We start from the raw sequence: 22268 nt of genomic DNA on the forward strand, positions 1-22268 counted from the left end.
TCCTGCAAATGATTCAGTGGCATTGATGCATTTCAGCTGCGCTGACGATTCAGCTGATGCATGGCTTTTAGGGAAGCTGTTGCCAGGTTGTGAGTCCAATCTGATGGTCGATTGGTCGCCTAGGTGGGACCGGTGCTGAGGGACTCAGCACCGGGCTAGGCCAGCTGAACCCAGGCCTGCACAACCTGGTTGTTGCCGCTGAATTGCGCTGATCGCAGCTTTGCCAGAGTTGGCCTTGATCAGCGAGGCAGCAGCGCAGATGTTCGGGCTTGATCAATCCCTGCTGCTCGAGTGGATCTCCGCCTGGTTGGTGCTGAACTGGGGTGCGCATCTCGCTCTGAGCCGGCAGGAGGGCGGGGAATCCGCCGACGATTCATCCAGACGTCAGTTCCCCGGGCTGAGCGAACAGTTCCGCTACGCCCTTCATGCGCTGGCGATTGGCTGGTTGATCCGGTGGTCGTGGCAGCTGCTTCCGGCGGTTGGATAGATGGGCATGACCACTGCACCCCTGGATCAACCCGGTTCAGAGAATCGGCGCTGCCGGGCAAAGCCCCCTGTTGCAACCACAGGAATGACCATTGGCGCAGGCTTCGGAGCAGAAGGCTTTGCCGTGGCGCATCACCGCCCTGGCAGCCTCGAATTCACAGCGGCAGTCTGCACTGCACTGGCACTTGATCAGATCAGACGTCATGGCGATCACCGGAATTGAGACTTTCTGTCTATGCCGGCCTGACCACCCCCGGAAGCGGTGACAGCCGTCAGGAAAGGTTCGGTTTCAAGATCTTTGCTGCGTGGCTGAGCGGGATCAGAGTGGCCGGGATCAAACGACACCAGTTCAGGCATCAGGTCGGCTGCAGCACCACAGCGATGCAGACCAGCGGGCCAGCATCATGCTGCGGTTGCACAGAGGTGGGCGATCGCACGGCGACAAGCCCGGTGACCTCCTTCAGCACCGCCGGGCAGGTCGTCATGGGCCTGCACCGGCGTGCCTTGGATCAACGCTGCTCAATCCAGCGGCTGAGTTTCATGTGGATTGGAATCCAGATGGCAACGACGATGACGGCGGTGGTGAGGGGTTCCATGGCCTGGCATCGAGGATCAGGAACCGCAAGTGCAGCCGCAGGCACCGGCAGCGTCGTGGCAGGGCTCATTGTTGGGATGACCGCTGGCACAGGCCTCCGAGCAGAAGCTCTGACCGTTTCTGGACACCGCAGACTCACCGCTTGCATCGCAGTTGCAGGTGGGGCAGGCGCACTTCAAAACTGTTGCTGACATCACAGGATCACGTCTTCAATTGTTCTATCAGCCGATGGATACTCAGCAGCTGAAAAAACACTGAGAGTTACAGATTGGCATCAAAAAAAGAGAATGATTATCGGTTTCAGATGTCAACGAAGAGAATGATTATCAGTTTCGCCAGCTGTCTTTCTGGCCTGCATTTCCTGCCAGATGACTGGTTCCGGCTGATTCAACAATCAGCACGGATCCAACGGTGATCAGCGCACCGGTGGACGACAGCGCCGCCAGCCCACCTTCTGCATGTTCTGCCATGCCTCGATGGCGTTGTGCTGGAGCATGCGTCTCTGGCTCTGCGGCTCAGGGGGATAGGGCCTCACCCAGCGATAGGTGCTGAGGATCACCCACTGCCCATGGGCGGTTGAACGGCCAGTGCTGAATCTCACCAGCAGCTGCTCATCACCATTCACCAGCCAGCCATCCCTGCCGGCATGCAGTGGTGGTTCGTGGCTGATGTGATCCCGCTCAAGCATGGGAAGGAGTTTCGCCGTGATCGCTGCAGACAGGGACAGGAGTTCACAGAACCTCACTGCAGCAGAGAGTCAGCCGCCGTTAGGTGATCAGCTGAGTCAGCAGTGCGGCGGAGGCCAGTCCTCCGAAAAACAGGAACGTGGGCAGCAAGGCCGGCCAGACCATGGGAGGAGTGGGATCTGACATCAGGAAGCCGGGGCTTTGGTTCCGTGAAACTAAAAGGTTCAACCCTCTCAGCAGGTGATCAGCTGAGGCCCCGCAGGTCGTATTTGCATGGATGCCGGGTATCTCCGCGATCAACGTCCGTGCTGCGTCAGCCGATGTGGCTGCCGATATCACTGCAGCAGTGGCTGCAACAGTGGCTGAAGAGGTGGAGATCTCCGCACCCTGCACTGGCGGTTGTCCCCCTGGAGGATCCGGGATCGTTCCCCGAGATTGAAAGGGCGTCGGGTGACGCGTTACGCCACGGCACGGATCCCCGCCGTTGGTCGAGAGCCTCCCCTGAGAACGGAGGCTTTTCCTGCCTGGATGACGACCCGACAGGAGAACCAGACTGGGGGAATGGCCCAGCTCTCACCCGCCTGCCGCAACGACCTGGAAGCCATCGCCGTTCCCAGACATTCCAGCTGGGATCCGCTGGGTCTGATGGCCGTGCGCAGCCATGTGCGGCAACAGCTCGCGGCACTTGGGCAGGTGGAAGAGCAGAGGTTCAGAGACGGCAGCCATGAGGGCGTGAATCTGATCCTGAAACTTGCCGGCCGCAACCCGAGGCGACGGCCGCTGCTGATCGGCGCGCACTACGACGGGCCGCTCAATTCAACCGGAGCCGATGACAACGCCAGTGCGGTCTCAGCCCTGCTGGAGCTGGGCAGGCGCTGGAGCACTGCACCCCCCAGACGCCCTGTGTGGCTGGTGGCCTTTGACCTGGAGGAATGGGGACTGCTCGGCAGCGCAGCACTGGCTGAACAGCTCAGGGCTGAGCAGCAACGACTGAAGCTGATGGTGAGTCTGGAGATGCTCGCCTACACCAGTGACAACCAGAGCTACCCGCACCCCGCCATGGGCCGGGTCTACGGCAACCGCGGCGACTTCATCGCGCTGGTGGCCAATGCCCGCGCCGGCCTGATGCTCAGCCGGCTCACCCTTGCCATGGGACAGCACGTGAAAACCAGGGCGCTGCCGGTGCCGCGCGCCGGCATTGATGTGCCCGCCGTGCGCCGCAGCGACCACAGCCCCTTCTGGGATCGGGGATACAACGCCCTGATGGTGACGGACACCTCGTTCATGCGAAACCCGCACTACCACCAGATGAGCGACACGATCGACACGCTGGATCTGCCCTTTCTGGCCTCCGTGATCAACGGCCTGGAGGTGGCGCTGGGCACCCTGTGAACAGTTCTGCAGATCTGAACAACCCTGCAAATCAATGGAAGCCATTGGCGGTGTGGCCATGGCGATTCAGGAGGAATTCCTGCAATTAGCAGCATCCACAGCGAGATCGCTGCACGGTTGTTGGGACCGAGGGCTCTGATGGATCAGAAAAAAGGCCGCCATCCCGAGGACATCACGCACCACATGATTCGAGCAGCAGTGCTCTTTTTCATCGTGACCGCTGCCGCTGTGACCTACTGGACCGTGCGCGATCTGAAGAAAGGCGTCTCGGTGCCGGCTGTCGAGCCGATGACAGAACAGGCTGTGCCGAAGAACTGATCGCACTGAAAGCCTGCTGCTGAATTCGCTCCATGGGCACCACGAGGAGATCGGTGAAACGAGCGGTGATCGCCGGAGCGATCAGCGGGCTGATCGTCAGCTTCCTGAGTGATCTCGACCCAGCTGTCGCCATCCTGATCGGCGTTGGCTGCGGGATCGGCGCCGATCGACTCATCGCCGCAAACCGGACTTTGCCCTGACACCCGAAACCTGAAGCAGGGGCTGAGGCGCAGGAACGTCGTTTCAGGCGAGAGGCCTACGAGCCAGCGCCGTCGAGAACGGCAACAGCGGCAAAGACCCCGCCGATCGCCACGAAAAAAACCAGAGCCAGGAACACAGGACCGAAAAGCAATCCACGCCGATAAGTATTAACGCTTAAGTACATTTACTCATGTCTTCAGGGATACCTTCCGGCCTGAACGGCCCCTGCGCCTTCAGGCGGATCCGGCGCAGCAGGCCGTGAACTGCTCATCCAACAAACGGCCGCCGAACGCAACGCCCCTCATCAAGTGATCAACAAAGCATCAAACTGATCCAACGCCGATCAGACAACTTCACAAGTTCAGATGATCAATTCGTTAACGAAATACTGCCACGAATAACAGCGTGATTAGAGTCGTAAGAACACTAATCACGCTTTAATCTTCAGCGATTGGCCATTCCAGGAGGGCGAAGATCGTCCATCAGGCAGCAAGGCTTGCACTGGCTCTCAGCACGGCCTGCCTGCTCACTGCGAAGGCAATGGCCCACCCGACTGGAAGCAGGAACTTTCAAATCGAAGACTCTTCCATTGAATCCATCCATGCTGCGATTCAGGAAGGAACAATCAATTGCGAACAACTCATCGAGAGCTATTTCAACCGGATCAAAAAATATAATTTCAGCCTCACAAGAGGAGCACCTCTGAATGCATTTGTCGCCCTGAATCCGAATGCAGTCAGACAGGCCAAGGCTCTTGACAGGCGCTTCCAGCAAAGCGATGCACTGACCGGTCCTCTTCACTGCATCCCGATCGCCGTCAAAGACAACATTGACACCGTTGACACTCCCTCCACATCCGGATCGCTGTCATTACTTGGCTCTCAGCCGGTGAGCAATGCTTTTCTGGTGAATCAACTGAGAGCCGCCGGCGGCATCATCATCGGCAAAGCCGCCATGGATGAATTCGCTTCGGGTGGGGAAGGCCTCAGTGGCCGCAGCGGCAGAATCGGCAATGCCTATGACCCCAATCAGAATTCCGGCGGATCAAGCGGCGGTTCGGCCGTTGCGGTGAGCGCGAACTTTGCAGTGCTGGGAATCGGCACCGACAACAGCGGCTCGGTCAGGGTGCCGGCTGCCTTCAACGGGGTTTACGCGATTCGCCCGAGCACTGGCCTGATCAGTCACTCAGGAATTCTGCCTAGAGGCAACCTCGATGGAGTGGCCGGCGTGATGGCACGGTCGATTGCAGATCTGGCCGTGGGCCTTGCTGCAATCGCAGACAGTTCTGATCCCGATGATGCTTTAACCGCGTCAGTGCCGCGCACAGAAACCTATGCCAATCAGCTGAACAACGCTTCTCTGAACGGGAAGCGAATCGGCATCATTCGCAGTGTTGCAGGCAACGACGTCTTTGATACCAACGACCAACCATCCGTGGCCGTGTTCAATCAGGTCAGGGCCAGACTTGAGGGAAAGGGTGCATCTCTTGTTGAGATCGATCTGCCCCTGTTCGACTCCAACAGAGCCAACAACATGGCGGGGGAGGCGGAAGAGGTTGATCAATACCTGAGCTCCTTTGCCTCAACCAGAAAGAGCTATCAGGACATCTGCGCATCAGGCCGCACACGGCTAAGCAAGACAACCTGCTTTGAGCACATTGAAAGCCTTGCTCCCAAGAACAGTAAGCAATACAAATCCGCGTTAAAAACCTTCAAAAAGAACAAAAACTATCTGGAAGGATTGATGCGAAACGATGGCCTTGATGTCCTGCTGATGCCCCTCAGTTCCTGGCAGCCACCCAGTTATTACGATGACATGTATCGCACAGCCACAACGGAATCGCCGGTTGCATCAAATTCCGGATTGCCGGCCATTGCTTTGATCGGTGGCTGGACACCAGCTTCACCAACCATGCCGATCGGCTTTGAGTTGATTGGTTTTCAATACGCAGAAGGGGATCTGATCGGTCTTGCGCAGGCCTATGCATCCGGTCTTCCTGCAAGGCCTTCACCTGAACTGAAAGCAGGCCGTGATGACTTTTCCTTCGAGGACATCTGTGTTCAGGGAATCAACAATTTCATCACCGAGGCCGGCTGGCGCAGCTATCAGCAGTTCCTGAAGAATGGCGATGGTGAAACGATCAAACCGGCTGCCTATGAACGATTTTTCAGGCAGCAAACGCAGCAATTCGCCCGAGAGAATCAGCAGTCTGTCCAGGCCTGTGAGTGACGCCACTGCTGATCATGCATCTACCTAACTTCAGGCTTTTTGAGCCAGAGATATCTGCAACAGCAACCCCAAACAATGAACGAGGCGGTTGCAACATCCATCAACAAGACCCTGCGCAGTTGCCCGTTCTCCATTCCATTGCCATCAATGGATAGTGGGAAGCGCTCTTGGTGGGGCGCCCACGTCATGAGGACGGAGGCGGCCCTGCCGCCCCCCTCTTGATGCCATCAATTGGTGAGATCCGGCCTCAGGCGGCCTTGCTCTGCTCCGACTCTTCAGCTTCGGCTTCAGAACGCAAGAAACGCTTGCGCTGAGCGGACTCGTAACCACTCAGTTCAACCTGTTTCTTCTCGATCGGTTCACGCTTGGGCTTGTCCAATCCCATCAACAATGGGTGCAGTCCTCTTCGGCTCATTGGTCTTGTCCGTTTATTTGGATTCCGCGTCCTGGTCGGCTTGACCATCCACGTGCGGAAATCATGCCGCCTTTAAATCAGCAATGCGGTGTGATCGGAGACAAATGAAACAGAATGACGATCATTTTTGAGCAATGGATCTCAAGCAGCTGGGCCGATTGAGCTGAAAGATTGACCCGCAGAGCAGGATCATCAACCGTTCCTGCATCAACTCCATGGCCCTGATCATCAGCCGGGACACCGGTTGTCGGTGATGGTCGCAGCCAGACTGATCAGATCTGCAGCGCCTCCATGCTTCCTCTGCTGACAGCCAGCCTGATCGCCATGGCCGTGCCGGCTGCCGAGGCTGCCTGCCCGCAGGGCGTAATCGATCAGCTCGATGGTCTTTACCGCTGGCAGGTGCAGCGCATGGACTCCAACGAAGACCCGGTGAAGGCACTTTCCAGCCAGCGCCAACGCTTCACACCATCACTGTTCGAGCTGTTGCTGCAGGCCAGGCAACTCACTCCCATGCGCGACGGTCGCTACCTGGATTTCGACGTGTTCAGCAACACCCAGGTGGCGACCTACGGCGCCAGGGTGACAGGCTGCACGGCGGAGAAAGCCAACAGCATCAAGGCTGAAGTGGCGGTGGATGTCGGCCTCAGGGGCCGGTCCAGCGGCAGCCCACAACGCCTGCTTTATGAGCTCAACGACAACGGCGAAGGCAGCTGGCGCATCAACAACATCACCTACCTCGACGGAGAGGTGTTTGAACTGAGACCGTTTCTGCAGAAGCTGGTCCAACCCACTGACTGAAGGTGAAGAGGCCGGCGCTTCAGTCACCATCGCGCTGGATCTCCACGGCGGTGGGGAAGGGAATCACGATCTCGGCAGCAGCCAGTTCATGCAGCAGAGCGCGGTTGATCTCATCGATCGAATCCTTGAACTGCGTGTAGGTCAGCCCCTCGGAAAACAGATGGCACTTGAAGTTGTAGCTGAACTCAGCGATCTCCAGCAGCCGGCAGGCCTTGACTTCAAATCCCGCTGTGCGCTCAATGATCCCGCGCAGAATCACGGGAATCTGAGTGAGCTGTTGATCGGTGGTGTCGTAGGAGACGCCCAGCACGAAATGGCAGAGATCAACCCGCTGAATCAGTTCATTGAACGCCAGCGTGAGTGACTCCTGCAGCTCGATGTAATCGCGCCAGTTCGCCACATCAATCAGCCCGATGCAGCGCAGCCTCTGCGGTGCATCGGGCTCCAGCTCAACGGTGAGGCATGGATTGATCAGGTCAGCCCGGCTCTCGGCATAGCGCCGCGCCAGGGTGAGCAGATCATTGATCTGATCGGGGTTGAACGGGCCGTCATCATCGAGCTCAAGGTTCAGCTCCAGGCCCTGCATCTGCGCTGATCCCGGGGCTGGTTGATTGCGCGAGAGATTGTTGACGATGCAGTCTTCAGCGACGGCATTGGGGATCGTGACCTTGCCGGTGACCGTTTCGATCTCAACCGAACGCAGACCGATCTTGGTGAGAAAACCCTGCTTGTCGCCGATCTCGCAGAATTCACCCACCCGCAGAGGTCGGTCGGTCTGCAGGGACAGGCCGGCGAAGAGATTGCTCAGCAACTTGGACGCGCCAAGACCGATCGCCAGACCGGGCACGGTGGACAGCGCCAGCACCAGCGAGGGAGACAGACCGAGCTGCAGCAGCAGCTTGTAGATCACGGCAATGGCGATCACCCCCGAGAGAATGCGGCAGGTGGGCATCACCCGGTTGCTCGTTCTCTGCAACCGCCACACGTCATGGCCCCCTGCCATGCGCACCAGCAGTTCCGAGGTGGAGCGACCCAGCGCTTCCATAAACAGAAACACCAGCAGAACCACAAGGCTGAAGAAACCGACCTCAAACATCACAGTCAGCACCACCAGGGGCATGCCGGTGAAGTTGAGGTAGTCGTCAACGAACAGCTCCACCAGCTTGGTGGCGATCACCATCGGCAGCACCAGCACAACCCGCTTCCAGGCCAGTGAATCGAGCGTCCAGATCCGCTCCGGATCGCGCGAGCTTGAGCGAAATGAAGTGATCAGCTTGCGGATCAGCAACGCAAACAGCAACAGCAGCAATCCGATCGCAATGATCGACAGCACCAGCCGGAACAGCGTCTGCCCGAACAGCACCTCGGCTTCAATCGCGCTGCGGAAGCCAGCCGGAAGATTCAGATACCACTTGGGCGGAAACAGGCGCCCGGGCGTGTGGACGAAATCCTGATAAAACGCGCCGGTGATGAAGGTCTGGCCGTCCAGGTCGGCAACCTGCGGGCTGATCTGGGCATACATGCCCGACACGGCTGCCACCGTGTCGGCGGAGAAATAGAAGTCGCTGTTGACCGGATCATCCTTCTGCTGACTGCTGAGCACGATCGAAGACCCGGGCAGCGTCCATGACTGGGTGTCCTTGGAGCGGTCGTCATTCAGCGACTTCATGGCGCCGGCGTCGGGAATGGTGATGATCTGCCGGCTGCTGCTGAAGATGAAATCGAGAACATGCTTCAGCTGAATCGCAGCTTCGTCCTTGAGATAGGAGCGCACGCCCAGAGGGAATGAGGATCCATCCAGCGATGCCACCGCCGCATCGAACAGACCCTGCACCTCCTCCATTTCGGCCAGGGCCTGGCGGTTCCAGAACAGACCCCGGTCGTTCAGATGGGAGGCCTCCACATCCTCGATCAACTGGCCGACATCGGCCATCACCGCATAGAAATTCAGCAGGGTCTCCCGCGGTGAATCACCAACCACCTGCCCCAGCGGTGTGTGACGCCAGAGATCAGCGCGTTTCACCAGGTCCGGATAAAATGGTTGATCCTCCAGTGGAATCACAGGAAGCGCACTCGCGTAACGAGTATCGAGCGGTTGATATCCCTGAGGCTGCGGACCGGCGATCAAGGGCAAACCTGAGACCAGAAAGACGCAGACAAGACCGATCAGAAAAGCGACAATCCGCCTGCCCTGTCTCACTCCGTGAACCCGCAAAACACTTTACCGATCCTAAGCTGACTTCCAGGCAGTGACGTTCACCCTGCAACAGAATCAGTCATCAGGCAAAGCTCTGAAATCAGAACACTGGCAATCGACAATCCAATCAGCTCGATGAGCCTGAAAGCTCAAAATCATCCTTGATTGTCGAGATTCAGATCAGTCAGATTGCCTCACTCAACAACACCTTCGAGAGTCAATCAAGAATCCGTCATCCACTTGTTTTGGCCAACGGCCCCGTGCTGAGGGCATCAGAATGAGCAACGCCGTGGCCTCCAGCGGATGCAGCGATCCCTGTTTCTGGTGCTGGGTCTGTGCAGCCTGGCCTTAACCGGTGCTGCCGCTGCAGCGCCGGTCAGCCGCGATGACCCTGAATCCTCCGACCCAGGCCGCAGAAGCATCTCCACCGCCACCGGCTCTGCCGTGGTCGTCACCGCCAATCCCCTGGCCAGTGCCGCGGCCCTGGATGTTCTCGCCGAAGGCGGCACGGCAGCCGATGCCCTGGTCAGCGCGCAGGCCGTGCTGGCGGTGGTGGAACCGCAGAGTTCCGGGCTCGCCGGCGGCGGCTTCCTTCTCTACTGGGATGCGCGGCGACAGGCACTGGAGGTGCTGGATGGCCGTGAGGTCGCACCCCGCAGCAGCAGGCCCGGCGATCTGATCAGCCCCAGCGGAGAGCCCCTGCCCTGGAGGGAGGCCACCGCCCGGCTTGATGCGATCGGCATCCCCGGAACCGTGGCCTTGCTCTGGGAGGCCCATCAACAGTTCGGCCGCCTGAGCTGGGCCGACACACTGCAACCTGCAATCCGGCTGGCCGATCAGGGCTTCCTGCCCAGCCCGCGGCTGCTGCGCTCGATCAGCCTGGCCCAGCGGATCGGAGCCGGTCACAACCGTGCGTTTCAGCAGCTCTACCTGCCGGGCGGCCAGCCGCCCCCCGCCGATCAGCGCTTCCGCAATCCGGCCCTGGCCCGCACGCTGAACACACTCGCCAGCAACGGCGGACCCGACTTTTACCGAGGTGCTCTGTCGCGGCAGATCCTGAGCGAGCTGTCCGCCCTTCAGGCCGGTGAACCTGACTTCCGGGGCTGGAGTGCCTCAGACCTCTCCTCCTATGCGGTGATGCGCCGCCGGCCGCTCTGCAGCGAACAGCTGCAGCACCTGATCTGCACGATGCCGCCGCCGAGCAGCGGCGGACTGGCCCTGCTGCAGACCCTGGCCTTGCTCAACCGGAGCACCGCTCTCGCCGGCAGCGGCGCCGCGGAACCGCAGACCTGGCGGCGGCTGGCCGCTGCCCAGGCCTGGGCCGATGCCGATCGCCTCTACTGGGTGCATGACCCGCTCGATGGGGCCGTGCCCGCCGCGGCCCTGCTGGATCCGGCCTACATCCGGGGCCGTGCTGCACAGATGCTGGCCGCGCCGGCAGAAGAACCCACGCCCGGGCTGCCTGCGGGAATCGATCGCTACCCGCACGGACGGCCGGAGAAGGGACGCGAACAGGGCACCACCCAGGTGACGATCGTGGACGGATTCGGCAACCTCGCCAGCTACACCTCCTCGGTGGAGACGGTGTTCGGCAGTCGGCACCTGGTGGCCGGCATGGTGCTGAACAATCAGCTCACCGACTTCGCCTTTGCGCCATCAGCCGGAGGCAAGGCTGTGGCCAACCGCCGTCTGCCAGGGCGCCGGCCGATGTCGTCGATGGCGCCCACGCTGGTGTTCCGCAACGGCCAGCCGGTGCTGGCACTCGGCAGCCCCGGCGGCCGCAGCATTCCTCATCTGCTCAGCCGGGTGCTGCTCGCCTCACTGATCTGGAGGGAACCGCCGGAGCGGGCGGTGGGCTTGCCCCACCTCTCCAGCCGCGGCCGCAGGCTGGCGCTGGAGCAGGACCCACCGCTTGCCTGGCCGCTGCCACTCGATCAGCTCAGGCAGGGAGCTGAGAGTGTGCGCCTGCAACGCATCGGCAGCGGCACCGCTCTGGTGCAGAGGATCAACGGCCGCTGGCGGGGCGCCGCCGACCCGCGCCGGGAGGGAACGGCTGTGGCTCTTCCCTGAGCCCGGAGCAGACGGCTAGTTCATCAGCCAGGGCCAGTCGATGCCAAGCGTGTCCAGCGGATTCATCACCAGCCTGTTGAGCGCACGCCCCAGCAGCACCTGCGGTTCATCGGCCCGGATGGGAAGCACGGGATGCTGACGGCTGCGCGGCACACCATCGCCGCGCACGATGCCTCGCCGCAGCAGCGAGTTGCCCGCCTCCAGGCCGCACACGTAGGCGCGTTCCTGGCACAACCCCTTGGCGCCATGTTCCCTCGCGCCCATCCGAACCCAGTCGCCGGCACAGACCACCGGCGCCAGGGAGGTTTCCAGCGGCGGGCGCTTGCTGAAGCTCCCCGGCGAGAACAGCGACACCGATCCCGGATAACGGCGCACCTCCTGATCCACCACCCGAGCTTCAGCAAAGGCTGGTTGAGCCATCGGCAGCAGATCCTGCATCAGGCAGTTGACGATGCCCTGATCACTGAGCTCGGCGATCGCCGTGGCGTTATAGAAGTCGCTGGCCACCACCGAACCCTGCACCGGCTGCCCACCCCAGAGCTCCGATTCGGACTCCTTCTGCAGCTGATCGAGCATGAAGAAGGTGGCGCCGGACCCCTGCAAGGCACTGAAACGCGAGAACACATTGGCGGGATCGGCAACCGACACGTAGCGATCAAGCCATAACCGCACCGACACCACATCAATCGTTCCAAGCGTGCCGGCCTGCACCAGCTCCGGTGCCAGCACGCCGCACTCACGCGACTGCGCCATCAGAGCCGCCATGCCCTTTGCACCCACCGCAAGCACCACCGCATCCACGTCATCAAGCACGGCACTGCCGCCCGTCATCACGTTGCGGGTCTCCAGCGAGCGGATGCTGCTGCCGTCGACTGACACATTCAGCCTGGTGGCCAGGGTGCCGCCCAGCACCGTGAGCTGGTGGCGCTCGCGCAGGCGCTCACTGAGCGGTGCGATCAGCTGTTCAGCGATGCTCCTGCTGCGGATCCAGCGCACATCGAAGGAATCCTGATGGGCCAGGGCGTAGTAGTAGAGCAGCTCCATGGTCACCGCCGCCGACAGCTCCTCCGGCGGCTTGAACAGTCCCACCAGCAGGGTGGGCCGCAGGAAGTCGTCGATCATGCGGTCACTGATCCGCAGCTGTTTGAACAGCGTCAGCGCATTGATGGCGTCGTAGTTCCGGTACACCGCATCACTGCGGTTGAGATCGAGCATGGCGTAGAGCAGACCGGCGATGCTGAGCCGATCCGGCACCGGCAGACGCCTGAAGTTCTTCACCGTGGCCAGCACCTGACCCACCGGACTGGGAAGCTGCGGCGCATCGCCGAACACCGGCGCTGTGGCCTCCAGCCCATCCGGCGACCAGAAGGCACTGGTGGTGAAGTCGGTGTAGATCGAACCCACACCGAGCTCGTCGGTGAGCGCATTGATGTTGGGGTAGTCCTTCCAGAAGCCTCGGGTGCCGGCTTCAAACGGTTTGCCGCTCTCGGTGGTGATCGGCTCACTGCCGCTGGGATCGGCCATCCCGTCGATCAGGGTGACGCGCACCCCGGCTTCGCAGAGGGCCTTGGCCGCACCCCAGCCTCCCCAGCCGGCGCCCACCACCACCACATGCGATTGCTGCTGCTTCGCTGAAGAACCCGTCTCGACCATGGCGCTGCTGTGCGTGAACACAAGCTAGGGAGATCGGCCGGGTGTTCAGGCAGGCCATCAGCGGCAGGTGCTGCTGGCGATCAACTGCTCCGACAGCCGCCACAGCTCCTCGGCCTTGGTCAGATCGGCGCCCTCGGCACTGGTGTCGGTCGACTCCAGCCGATGTCCACCGAAGCTCACAACCTTGTTGGTGTAGTAGCTGAAGCCCGGTGGTATCTGCGGATCAGTCACCAGCTGCGCCAGCAGCCGGCCGGCATTCGCGGGGGATTCGGTGATCCGCAGCAGATCGCGGGCCACAAAGGCGAACGCTCCCATGCCCAGCGGATTGCTGCGTTTGTTGTACCGGAAGAAACCGCCGTTGTTGCGGGTGATCACCAGGCCGGGGCTCCAGGCGATCACAGGCATCGCCGCGGCCAGCTGCCGGTCGAGCTCACGCGCCATCAGCACGTTGCAGAGCTTGCTGTCCTTGTAAGCCTTGTTGCCATCGAAACGATCACTGCCGTTGACCATCGCGAAACCGGCTCCGGCCCGCAGACCCGCGAGATCGCCCAAGTCGGCGGGCTTGCCCACCTTGCCGGCACCGCTGACGGGGTTGTGCACCTCGGAGGCGGTGATCACCAGCCGCGGGCGGGCTGATTTCAGTAGCTGCGGCAGCAGCAGGGACGCCATCAGCTGGTGGGCCAGCTGGTTCACCGCAAAGGTGAGCTCGATGCCCTGCGCAGAGAACTGAGCGGCTGATGCACCGGCGTACTGCAGACCGGCATTGAGCACCAGCGCATCCAGAACCGTGCCGCTGTCCAGCAGCTGGCTGCACACCTCGGCGACCGCAGCGAGATCGGCCAGGTCGCAGATCAGAGCGCGAGCGGTTCCGGAGAGCTGGCTGAGGGTCTGATCAGCCGCGGCATGACTGCGACAGAGAAGCAGGAGCTGATGGCCCTGGGCGCTGAGAACCTTCGCCGCCTCAAAGCCAACGCCGGAGCTGGCGCCGGTGAGCAGCACGCAACTGGATGCAGGATCAGCCATGGAGCTTGAACACGTAGAGCTCGGCGTCACGATCGCTCACCACATAGACCCTGCCACGTTCCGGATCCACGGCAATGCCCTCGGCCTTGCGCACCCGCCTTGGTGAGCCGCCGTCGTTGAGCAGCAGATCGATGCGCTGCAGCACCTGATCACGCTCCCAGTCGTAATGGAACAGGCACTGACCCTTGTCGCTGGCGATCCAGAGGGTGTTGCGGCGGCTGTCGTAACTGAGCCCTGAAAAGTCCAGCCGACGCGGACCAACCTGCGGATGGGAAAAGCCGTTGATCGAGGTGAGCAATCGCGACGACAGGATCGTTGTGCAGTCGGCATCGAGTTCGATCAGCAGCCCCGGACGACCTTCCTTGACCACATAGACATGCCGGTTGCTGCTGTTGACCGTGATCCCCTCCAGACCCTTGTTGTCCGGCTTGGGCGGGAAGTGCATCGCAACGCTGGCGTAGTTGACCATGCCGGCCAGTGGTCGATGCCACAGTTCCCGGCGACTGGCGAGATCAACGCTGATCACCGTGTTGGTCTCTTCCTGCACCGCCAGCAGCCGCTGACCGTCAACGCTTAGGGCCAGTCCCTCCATGTCCGTGACGCTCATGAAGAACGACTCCTCGATCGACACCTTTCCCTTCAGGCTCAGACGGAAGACCGCCTTGGTGTCGTCGCTGACCGTGTAAAGCGCCGTGCCGTCGGCATTGAGGCTGAGTCCCGAGGGTTCATTGAGGCCAAGGCCGGGATCAGCGATGCAGTGCCTCCTGATCAGCTCGAGGCGGAGTGGCTCCATCAGCACCCGGTTGCACTACAGAGCCGATTGTGCAGGGAGAACCCGTCGGCGTCATGCAGCCATCCGCCGGCTTTGGCAAAGCAATGTGAACGCTAATGAGAATCACTTGCTCCAAGCAGAAGCCCCATGCTTTGTTGAGAGTGAATCTCAGATGCAAAGCCAATGCTTCGGCTGTTCGGCGATCGTCAATCCCTGCTTGAGGCGCTGATGCAGGACTGGGCTGAGGCCCAGCTGCAGCTGCCGAGCACTAGCGATATCCCCCAGCGCCTGCGGATCCAGCGCAGACCGGAGCGCTCCTCCAACAACTGAGCGCACCCGAAGAATTCCCGAAGTTGCTCAATTCCTTCTCCAGCCTCTCTAAGGTCTGATCATCAGGAATTCGTTCTTCAGGAGGAATTGCGCGATGTCTGATGGCAAGCACAAGTTCGAGGAGTATGAGCTCCCTTACGGCACCAACGAAAAGCACGCATCCGATGAGTTCGATCCGAAAAAGGATGCGGGTGTGAACAACCCCGACAGTCGCCACCGCGACAAGGTGCTCGACGAAATCTGCGACACCCACCCCGGCTCACCGATGTGCAAGGTCTTCGACGAGTGAAGTCCTGAGCGTCAACTGAACATGCTGCTCAACCCCCACCGGCGCGTGGGGGTTTTTTGATGCGCGGAACTCCTGCGGCCGTCCTCAGCTGTCGCGATCGAAAGCCTTGGCACGCACCTGACGGAAGTTGGGAGCGGCATTGGCCGTGGAGCGGCTGATCGCCAGCATCAGAGCGCCGATCAGCGCCAGATTCATCAGAAAGGGGATCGTCTCAAACGGGAAGGCGTGGAAGATCAGGGTGGTGGGAACCAGGAAGACGAGCAGCAGCGACGCCCCCAGAATCGTGTCACCGCCGAACACCAGCAGAACCGAGCCCACGATCAGCACCAGGATCGCTGCGAGCAGAAGCAGATTCGCCAACGGTTCAGGGATTCCCTTGGAGGCGATGCGCGCGGCGTTGCCTGCGAAATCGGTGATCTTGCCGGGGGCCGCATTCACGAACACGGCAGCGAGAAAAACACGGCCCAGGAAGTCAACAATCCTGTTGGGCGTGATGGGGGTACTCATAACGATCAAGCGGTGTCAGGCGCCGTTTTGGTAGTGGTTGGAACAATAGTGACCAATTCCGGTGCGGCCATGCGAGCTCCTGTTCTGTCGCTGATCAGTTGTGCCGGCCTGCTGCTGCCGGGCCCAGCGGCGCTGGCACACGGGAATCACGCGGCGCAGACCGTGACACCCGCCCGCGAACAGCGCACAGCTCCGCCGGACGCACCGTCGATCACCAGCAGAGTGAGCGTGGAATCGCTGGGCAGCCTGGATCTCTCCAGGGAATTCACGGCACTGCAAGGTCGGGTGTTGCGCAGCCGACGCATCACGATCGCCCCCGGGGGATCGGTGGCCTGGCATCAGCATCAGCAACGCCCAGGTGTGGCCTATCTGATCAGCGGATCCCTGATCGAGATCCGCGATGACGGATCGGGACCACGCTCGATCCAGCGCAGTGCCGGAGATGCGGTCTTCGAATCCACCGGTGTGCTCCATGGCTGGAGAAACGACTCCGGCCGACCGGCCACAGCGGTGGTGATCGACCTGGTGCCGCAGACTCAGCCCTGACGGTTGCAGTCCTGACAGCCTCAGGCCGGATTCATAGGCTGAGCGCAGGCGGATCGGTGCGCATGAGCGACTACCAGGGACATGCCACCTGCTATCAGATGGCCAAGCGCCAGCCCTGGCGCACCTATCTCGAACAGCCTTCAGCGTTGGCGCTGCTTGGGGATCTCAGCGGCATCTCGGTGCTGGATCTGGGCTGCGGCGAGGGGCACTACACGCGCCTGCTCAGGCAGCTCGGCGCCGATCAGGTGCTGGGGGTCGACCTCTCCTCCGACATGGTTGAGCTGGCCCGGGCCCAGGAGAAGAGCCATCCGCTCGGCATCGACTACCGGGTCTGCGACGCCGCTGAGCTGAAGCTGCAGACCACGTTTGACCTGGTGTTCGCCGGCTACCTGTTCAACCATGCCCGCAACCGCGAAGAGCTGCGGGCCCAGTTCAGCACCATCTGCGACCTGCTGCGGCCTGGAGGCCGGCTGGTGGCACTCAACAACAACCCCGACGACCCTCCCTCGAACTTCGAGGCCGGCCGCCCCTACGGCTACAGCAAGAGCATCGATGGCCCTCTGGTGGAGGGTGCTGCAATCCACTACCGATTCGAGATCGAAGACGGCGGCGTGTTCGAGCTCACCGATTACTACATCAGCCGCGAGGTGATGCAGACCCTGATGGAAGACTGCGGTCTGCGACAGGTGCGCTGGCCCCAGCCGGTGCTGGCTGAGGAAGGGGTGGAGGCCAGGGGGGCCGACTACTGGACGGCGATCATGGCCACACCGCCGTTCTGCCTGATCGAAGCCACCCGGACCTGATGCCCCTTCCGCATCAGCGCATCATTTGATCCATTCGGTGGTGGGCAGCCCCTCCACCGAAGCCACCATCACCCACACCACGGTGGGTTTGTCGCTCTTGTTTTCCACGAAATGGGGTTCAGAGGAACCCTCGATGAAACTTTCACCGGACTTGAACACGCTGCTCACCTCGCTGCCGTCCGGCTGAACACGGGTGTTGAGCAGATCGCCGGAGTCAACACCCTGCACGTGCACCAGCATCGGAGCGGGATGGGTGTGCAGGGGGATCCTGCCGCCCACGGGAATCTCCACCCGATACAGGCGCAGCTCCGGATTGCCCTCCGGATAACGCAAGGGCGTTCCGTTGAGCGTCTGCGTACCGCTGAACACCTCCTTCACCGTCACCTCGGTGGACGCCGCGTCCGCACTGGCGGCTGCGGACTCCGCAGACTCACTGCCGCGGTTCGTGCACCCCGCGACGGCTGCCATCAGAACGGATGCCACAGCCAGAGCAGGGAGAACGGTTTTGCGCATGGATCAAGACTCGGATCAGACAGCTTCGACAGTGTGTCCCGAAACAGATCCACAGAGCCCGTTGCCGCGAGGATCAGAGCCCTTTCAGTGAAGCAATGGCCGGATTCGATTGCTCAACGCCGTTCATGCTGTTGGCCCGCATCCATGTGAAGCCGGGCTGCGTGGACGCCTATCTCCAGCTCGCCGCAGCCACCGACGCGGCGGTACAGGCCAGCGAGCCCGGGATGCTGCATCACACCTTCGACCAGGACCCTGATGACCCCCAGGCCTTCGTCTGGTCGGAGGTCTACGCCAACGATGCGGCCTTCTCCGACCATGTGAGCAACCCGCCGGTGCAGGAGTACCTGCAGAAACATGCCGAACTGGGTGATGGCTTCAGTGTGGAGGTCTACGGCACCGTCGGCGCCGAGTGCCGCGCCCTGATGGAGTCGTTCGGGCTGCCGCTGAAGATCTACGAAAGCCGTCTGGGCTACAGCCGCGTCTGATCAGCTGAACCTGGCGACAACCAGAAAATGCGGCTCTTTTAAGGGGTAATCACAGCGGAGAACTGCGATCTCATTCATTCCTATTGAAACTTCACAGAGCAACATCTCCGCCGTGAATTTCCATTGCCGGACGCTGTCAATCTCTTCATCACGCATACCTTGTTGAGGAAATGCATCAGGCGATGAAAACCGCTCTCATCCCTGAATTCGAACAGGAACGCCTCAAGGCCCTGAGTGAATACAGGATTCTCGGCACTCGGCCTGAGCAGTCCTACGACGACATCACCCACATGGCCTCACTGGTGTGCGAGACACCGATCGCCCTGCTGAGCCTCGTGGACAGCGACCGACAGTGGTTCAAATCCAAGGTGGGAATCGAGGCCGAGGAGACCCCGAGAGACTGGTCGTTCTGCGCCCATGCCATCCACACCGACCAGCCCCTGATCGTGACCGACGCGCTTGAGGACGAGCGTTTCGTCGACAACCCCCTGGTCTGCGGAGATCCCAAGATCAGGTTCTATGCCGGCTTCCCGCTCAACAACGAAGCGGAACACCGGATCGGCACCCTGTGTGTGATCGACCGCAAGCCCAACCGGCTTGCTGACACCCAGCTTCAGATCATGCAGGCCCTCTCCCGTCAGGTGGTGGCGTTCCTGGATCTGAGAAAACGCTCGATCAATCTGCTCGAGTCGTTCTGCTCCGAGAGCAAGCCTTCAGGAATCATCTCAACCTGCAGCTACTGCCGCAAAGCCAAGGATGAGCGTGGTGACTGGGTGCATCTCGATCAGTACCTGGCCAAACGCAGCACCCTGAACTTCTCCCACGGCATCTGCGACAGCTGCATCGAAGAGCACTTCCCGGAAGTGCTGGAGGCCTGGCAGGCGGAGAGCAGGAAGTCGGGCGACAACAGCCACACATCGGCGCAGGTGATCAGCGATGGGCTCTGATCAGCCGAGCTGACGGCCTTTCCAGGTCCAGCCGCGGCCGGTGAGTGTGCGCCACACCGACACCGGACCGATCGCCCCGAGCAGCAGGCCGCCTGCGCCCATCAGCCACCAGTTGGTGAGCGGCACATCAAAGCGCCGTTGTTGCCAGAACCGCAGGGCCAGCTGCTGCCCGATCCCCAGCAGCGACAGCCCGAGCAACAACAGCCACCAGAACGACAGCTGTGGCAGCACCCGCAGCAGCACAACGGCCGAGGGCAGCAACAGCCAGGGGCTGCTGAACATCAGCACCACCACGGCGGCGGCACCGAGAGCCTTGCCCACATTGCGATCGAGCCCGATCAACCAGTTCTTGGTCCACCCCTCCCAGAGCGATGGCAGATCGGCGTACATGCGCAGATCCACGGCATCAAGTCCGAGCAGATAACGCAGACGGAAGCCACCAGCCTTGATGCCCCTGGCCAGGGCCAGATCCTCCACCACTTCAGACGCGAGAGCGCGATGCCCGCCGATGGCCTCGTAGGCACAGCGGCGGAACAGCATGAACGGCCCTGCCGCGAAGGCCACCTCGGAAGCGGGGTCATTGGTGGCCTCGATCGGAAACCCCAGCCCCAGCAGGCTGGCCATGATCGGCTGCACCATCCACTCCGCCAGGCAACCGCAGCCGAGCCGCGGCGCCAGACTGAACAGATCCGCCTGCTCCCGCATCGCCTGGGCGAGAGCTCGGCGCAGAGCCTGAGGCTGCAGGCGCACATCGGCATCGATGAACAGCACCCAGTGGCTGCGCACCTGCTCCATCGCCCTGGTGCAGGCCCAGTTCTTGCCCACCCATCGCTCGCCGGAGGGCCGGGGACCGGCAACGAGCAGTTCGAACAACGGCTCGGCCGCCTCGCATTCAGCCGCCGTGAGCCTTGCCCTTTCGGCCGTGGCGTCCGTGGAGTCGTCATCCACGACCAGCACCCGCCAGTCGCGGCAGGGCGGATCACTGGCGAGCACGCTGCTCAGGCAGGCGCCGATGTTGGCGGCTTCGTTGTAAGCAGGGATCACCACACATAGAGAGGTGTCCGGTGGATCGGTCGCCGGCGCGGCCTCGAGACAGGGGGCGATCGAAAACACGCGCTGCAACCCGAGCTGGGCAATCAGCAGACCGGAGCAGGCAGCAAAGGCCGTGGCCACCAGCAGCAGGGCTGCGATCAGCAGAGGGTCCAAGCAAACATCCGGATCGTTCACTCCAGGAAATCATTCAGGGCGGCTGTGCAGACGACGCGAGTCCACAGGCCGGCGGATCCAATGATTCAGTTCAGCCGCTGATGTCGACCGTCAGAAGCCGCAGTCGGTGGGCATCACCGCTATGTCGCGGATGCAGATGTGTTGGGGCTGCTGCCAGCAGAAGAAGACGATGTCCGCGAGCTCCATCGGTTGGATGAAGGTCGGATTGCCAAGCATGGTGCAGTAGTCCTCGAAGCTGATCCCCATCTTCTGGTGAATCGCTGTTCGGATCAGTCCGGGCGCGAGATTGATCACACGCACGTTGTGCTCCGCCTCCGACATGTTCAGGCTTTCGCCCAGGGAGCGCACGGCGTGTTTGCAGGCGTGATAAACGGGAGCTCCCGGAGCCGGCTTGCGATCGCCGATCGAACTGATGTTGACGATCGTTCCGCAGCGACGTTCCCGCATTCCGGGCAGAACATGGTGAATGCCATTCATCACCCCTTTGATCATGGTGTCCACCTCCTCATTGATCTGCTGAAGGCTGAGGCTGTCCAGCCCACCGATGTGCAGCATCCCAGCATTGTTGATCAGGCAGCCTGTGGGTCCATGCTCACGTTCCGCTGAGGCGATGGCCTCCCCCAGTGCTCCTGCATCGGAGACATCAAGCTGTCGGTAGATCACGGATCCGCCGTCCAGCGCGGGATCCGGATCCTGGTGCCTTGAAATCAGCAGACAGGGATGACCGGCACCGGAGAAGCGTTGAGCCAGAGCCTTGCCGATCCCGGCTCCGGCTCCTGTGATCACCACCAGTTGTGCGGTCATGGCCTCAGGCGACTGACTGACTGTTCACACCTTGGCAACGGTTCCCTCCATCAAGAACTCCCCGGCGCGGATGTGGATCAAGCACAGGGATTCAGCGGGAGGACGACTTACGCTTCGCGTCTGGACTGGCCTTCGTGCTGAATCATGAATCCACCATCCACCAACAGCATGGAGCCGGTGATGAACGCTGCCTGATCCGACAGAAGCCACACCACTGCATTGGCGACATCACCGGGGGTGGCCATGCGTCCAAGTGGATGCAGCTCACGTGCCCGCCTTCTGAGAGCGTCGGGATCATCGCTGGCTTCAAGGGCCTGGTGGGTGAACCCTCCATCAACCCAGCCTGGTGCGACATTGTTCACGCGGATGCCTCGCGGCGCCAGCTCCCCGGCTGCGGCATAGCTGAGACTGAGCACGGCTCCCTTGGATGTGGTGTAGCCCCCGCCATCGACTGAGCCGATGAAAGCCGACACACTGCCCAGGGTCACGATTGAGCCACCTGTCGCCTGCAGATGTGGAACGGCGGCCTGCACCGCGTGAAAGGTTCCATCCACATTCACGGCCATCATGCACTGCCAGTCCTTGTGGGACTGGCTCGCCAGAGGTCCTGTGCGCAGAAGACCGGCAGCGGTGACAAGTCCGCGCAGTGGCCCCAGCTGCTCCACCGCCCTCGGCATGAGTTGTTTCACTGCGTCCGGATCGGTGACATCGAGTCTGAACCCCATCGCCACTGCGCCGTTTGAGCGAATCCCGGCGGCAACGCGCTCAGCGGCATCGCTGTTGATGTCACAGACGGCGACACTGGCACCGGCCTGAGCCGCCTGAATGGCGATGGCACTGCCGATGGAGCCTGCTCCACCGGTCACCAGCACCAGGCCTCCGCTGAGATCGATGCTTGTCATGCCGCGATGGATCCAGGACACCTGTCCCAAGAGTGAAGGGCGTCGAAGTCTTCGTCATCTGCGCAGGCCACAACGGTGAT

30 protein-coding genes are annotated in these 22268 nt (G+C 61.5%); 14 read left to right on the forward strand and 16 right to left on the reverse strand.

The window, feature by feature from the left end:
* The first annotated feature begins 229 nt into the window (after positions 1-229).
* The gene (locus SIB73_RS06590) at positions 230-487 is read left to right on the forward strand and encodes a hypothetical protein (protein ID WP_413401926.1); all 258 of its coding nucleotides are present in this window, start codon (positions 230-232) and stop codon (positions 485-487) included.
* Positions 488-523: 36 nt separating this feature from the next.
* Here SIB73_RS06590 and SIB73_RS06595 read toward each other — a convergent pair whose 3' ends face one another.
* From SIB73_RS06595 to SIB73_RS06615, 5 genes are all read right to left on the reverse strand, one after another.
* Positions 524-691: a conjugal transfer protein TrbI gene (locus SIB73_RS06595; protein ID WP_413401924.1), complete on the reverse strand. Its 168-nt coding sequence runs from the start codon at positions 689-691 to the stop codon at positions 524-526.
* Positions 692-842: 151 nt separating this feature from the next.
* Positions 843-971 carry a hypothetical protein gene (locus SIB73_RS06600; protein ID WP_413401922.1) on the reverse strand — a complete coding sequence of 43 codons (129 nt, stop codon included), beginning with the start codon at positions 969-971 and terminating at the stop codon, positions 843-845.
* Between the two features lie 24 nt (positions 972-995).
* Positions 996-1151, reverse strand: coding sequence for a hypothetical protein (locus tag SIB73_RS06605; RefSeq protein WP_413406575.1), 156 nt, complete (start codon positions 1149-1151; stop codon positions 996-998).
* Positions 1099-1275: a conjugal transfer protein TrbI gene (locus SIB73_RS06610; RefSeq protein ID WP_413401920.1), complete on the reverse strand. Its 177-nt coding sequence runs from the start codon at positions 1273-1275 to the stop codon at positions 1099-1101. Before SIB73_RS06610 ends, SIB73_RS06605 begins: the two co-directional genes overlap by 53 nt.
* Positions 1276-1496: 221 nt before the next feature.
* Positions 1497-1769, reverse strand: a complete 273-nt coding sequence (locus tag SIB73_RS06615) for a DUF1651 domain-containing protein (RefSeq protein WP_413401918.1) — start codon at positions 1767-1769, stop codon at positions 1497-1499.
* A 275-nt stretch (positions 1770-2044) separates the two neighbouring features.
* On the opposite strand from SIB73_RS06615, the gene SIB73_RS06620 reads away from it, so the two are divergent.
* From SIB73_RS06620 to SIB73_RS06635, 4 genes are all read left to right on the forward strand, one after another.
* On the forward strand, positions 2045-2206 hold the full coding sequence (locus tag SIB73_RS06620) for a hypothetical protein (protein WP_413401916.1): 162 nt from the start codon (positions 2045-2047) through the stop codon (positions 2204-2206).
* Positions 2203-3159, forward strand: a complete 957-nt coding sequence (locus SIB73_RS06625; RefSeq protein ID WP_413401914.1) for a M28 family peptidase — start codon at positions 2203-2205, stop codon at positions 3157-3159. Before SIB73_RS06620 ends, SIB73_RS06625 begins: the two co-directional genes overlap by 4 nt.
* 138 nt (positions 3160-3297) lie before the next feature.
* A complete protein-coding gene (locus SIB73_RS06630; RefSeq protein ID WP_413439760.1) occupies positions 3298-3477 on the forward strand; it encodes a hypothetical protein in 180 nt (59 codons plus the stop codon).
* 32 nt (positions 3478-3509) lie between these two features.
* On the forward strand, positions 3510-3677 hold the full coding sequence (locus SIB73_RS06635) for a hypothetical protein (RefSeq protein ID WP_413401910.1): 168 nt from the start codon (positions 3510-3512) through the stop codon (positions 3675-3677).
* A gap of 56 nt (positions 3678-3733) precedes the next feature.
* Here SIB73_RS06635 and SIB73_RS06640 read toward each other — a convergent pair whose 3' ends face one another.
* Positions 3734-3862 (reverse strand): hypothetical protein, encoded by a 129-nt coding sequence (locus SIB73_RS06640; protein WP_413401908.1) that lies wholly within the window; start codon positions 3860-3862, stop codon positions 3734-3736.
* 356 nt (positions 3863-4218) lie between these two features.
* Here SIB73_RS06640 and SIB73_RS06645 point away from each other — a divergent pair, with 356 nt between their 5' ends.
* Complete coding sequence (locus SIB73_RS06645; protein WP_413401906.1) at positions 4219-5907, forward strand: amidase; 1689 nt, start codon at positions 4219-4221, stop codon at positions 5905-5907.
* 247 nt (positions 5908-6154) lie between these two features.
* On the opposite strand, the gene SIB73_RS06650 is transcribed toward SIB73_RS06645, so the two are convergent.
* Positions 6155-6292, reverse strand: coding sequence for a hypothetical protein (locus SIB73_RS06650; RefSeq protein WP_413401904.1), 138 nt, complete (start codon positions 6290-6292; stop codon positions 6155-6157).
* Between the two features lie 321 nt (positions 6293-6613).
* Between SIB73_RS06650 and SIB73_RS06655 the strand changes: the two genes are divergently transcribed.
* Positions 6614-7120: a DUF3828 domain-containing protein gene (locus SIB73_RS06655; RefSeq protein WP_413401903.1), complete on the forward strand. Its 507-nt coding sequence runs from the start codon at positions 6614-6616 to the stop codon at positions 7118-7120.
* Between the two features lie 19 nt (positions 7121-7139).
* On the opposite strand, the gene SIB73_RS06660 is transcribed toward SIB73_RS06655, so the two are convergent.
* Entirely contained in the window at positions 7140-9320 is a 2181-nt protein-coding gene (locus SIB73_RS06660) for a mechanosensitive ion channel family protein (protein WP_413401901.1), read from the reverse strand.
* Between the two features lie 300 nt (positions 9321-9620).
* Here SIB73_RS06660 and SIB73_RS06665 point away from each other — a divergent pair, with 300 nt between their 5' ends.
* Positions 9621-11387 (forward strand): gamma-glutamyltransferase family protein, encoded by a 1767-nt coding sequence (locus SIB73_RS06665; protein ID WP_413401899.1) that lies wholly within the window; start codon positions 9621-9623, stop codon positions 11385-11387.
* 15 nt (positions 11388-11402) lie between these two features.
* Here SIB73_RS06665 and SIB73_RS06670 read toward each other — a convergent pair whose 3' ends face one another.
* Genes SIB73_RS06670 through SIB73_RS06680 form a run of 3 tightly spaced genes read right to left on the reverse strand, consistent with a single transcriptional unit; the run spans position 11403 to position 14856 of the window.
* On the reverse strand, positions 11403-13040 hold the full coding sequence (locus SIB73_RS06670) for an FAD-dependent oxidoreductase (RefSeq protein ID WP_413401898.1): 1638 nt from the start codon (positions 13038-13040) through the stop codon (positions 11403-11405).
* Positions 13041-13097: 57 nt separating this feature from the next.
* Entirely contained in the window at positions 13098-14063 is a 966-nt protein-coding gene (locus SIB73_RS06675) for an SDR family NAD(P)-dependent oxidoreductase (RefSeq protein WP_413401897.1), read from the reverse strand.
* Positions 14056-14856, reverse strand: a complete 801-nt coding sequence (locus SIB73_RS06680; protein ID WP_413401895.1) for an SdiA-regulated domain-containing protein — start codon at positions 14854-14856, stop codon at positions 14056-14058. Before SIB73_RS06680 ends, SIB73_RS06675 begins: the two co-directional genes overlap by 8 nt.
* Before the next feature lie 162 nt (positions 14857-15018).
* Here SIB73_RS06680 and SIB73_RS06685 point away from each other — a divergent pair, with 162 nt between their 5' ends.
* The gene (locus SIB73_RS06685; RefSeq protein ID WP_413401893.1) at positions 15019-15165 is read left to right on the forward strand and encodes a hypothetical protein; all 147 of its coding nucleotides are present in this window, start codon (positions 15019-15021) and stop codon (positions 15163-15165) included.
* Positions 15166-15259: 94 nt separating this feature from the next.
* Complete coding sequence (locus tag SIB73_RS06690) at positions 15260-15454, forward strand: hypothetical protein (RefSeq protein ID WP_413401891.1); 195 nt, start codon at positions 15260-15262, stop codon at positions 15452-15454.
* Positions 15455-15538: 84 nt separating this feature from the next.
* Here SIB73_RS06690 and SIB73_RS06695 read toward each other — a convergent pair whose 3' ends face one another.
* Complete coding sequence (locus tag SIB73_RS06695) at positions 15539-15961, reverse strand: DoxX family protein (protein WP_413401889.1); 423 nt, start codon at positions 15959-15961, stop codon at positions 15539-15541.
* A gap of 48 nt (positions 15962-16009) precedes the next feature.
* On the opposite strand from SIB73_RS06695, the gene SIB73_RS06700 reads away from it, so the two are divergent.
* Positions 16010-16507: a cupin domain-containing protein gene (locus tag SIB73_RS06700; RefSeq protein WP_413439761.1), complete on the forward strand. Its 498-nt coding sequence runs from the start codon at positions 16010-16012 to the stop codon at positions 16505-16507.
* 62 nt (positions 16508-16569) lie between these two features.
* Positions 16570-17310: a class I SAM-dependent methyltransferase gene (locus SIB73_RS06705; RefSeq protein ID WP_413401885.1), complete on the forward strand. Its 741-nt coding sequence runs from the start codon at positions 16570-16572 to the stop codon at positions 17308-17310.
* A gap of 21 nt (positions 17311-17331) precedes the next feature.
* Here the strand turns inward: SIB73_RS06705 and SIB73_RS06710 are convergent, their stop codons facing one another.
* On the reverse strand, positions 17332-17823 hold the full coding sequence (locus SIB73_RS06710; RefSeq protein ID WP_413401883.1) for a cupin domain-containing protein: 492 nt from the start codon (positions 17821-17823) through the stop codon (positions 17332-17334).
* Between the two features lie 95 nt (positions 17824-17918).
* Between SIB73_RS06710 and SIB73_RS06715 the strand changes: the two genes are divergently transcribed.
* The gene (locus tag SIB73_RS06715; protein WP_413406367.1) at positions 17919-18308 is read left to right on the forward strand and encodes a putative quinol monooxygenase; all 390 of its coding nucleotides are present in this window, start codon (positions 17919-17921) and stop codon (positions 18306-18308) included.
* Between the two features lie 182 nt (positions 18309-18490).
* On the forward strand, positions 18491-19255 hold the full coding sequence (locus SIB73_RS06720; protein WP_413401881.1) for a GAF domain-containing protein: 765 nt from the start codon (positions 18491-18493) through the stop codon (positions 19253-19255).
* Here the strand turns inward: SIB73_RS06720 and SIB73_RS06725 are convergent, their stop codons facing one another.
* The 3 genes from SIB73_RS06725 to SIB73_RS06735 all read right to left on the reverse strand — a co-directional run bounded on the left by SIB73_RS06725 (position 19256) and on the right by SIB73_RS06735 (position 22188).
* Positions 19256-20482 carry a glycosyltransferase gene (locus SIB73_RS06725; RefSeq protein WP_413439762.1) on the reverse strand — a complete coding sequence of 409 codons (1227 nt, stop codon included), beginning with the start codon at positions 20480-20482 and terminating at the stop codon, positions 19256-19258.
* Positions 20483-20572: 90 nt separating this feature from the next.
* Positions 20573-21286 carry an SDR family oxidoreductase gene (locus tag SIB73_RS06730; RefSeq protein ID WP_413401877.1) on the reverse strand — a complete coding sequence of 238 codons (714 nt, stop codon included), beginning with the start codon at positions 21284-21286 and terminating at the stop codon, positions 20573-20575.
* Between the two features lie 107 nt (positions 21287-21393).
* The gene (locus SIB73_RS06735) at positions 21394-22188 is read right to left on the reverse strand and encodes an SDR family NAD(P)-dependent oxidoreductase (RefSeq protein ID WP_413401875.1); all 795 of its coding nucleotides are present in this window, start codon (positions 22186-22188) and stop codon (positions 21394-21396) included.
* Positions 22189-22268 lie beyond the last annotated feature (80 nt).

Origin of the sequence: Synechococcus sp. MIT S9509, from assembly GCF_047303035.1 — a bacterium.
GTDB lineage: Bacteria > Cyanobacteriota > Cyanobacteriia > PCC-6307 > Cyanobiaceae > Synechococcus_C.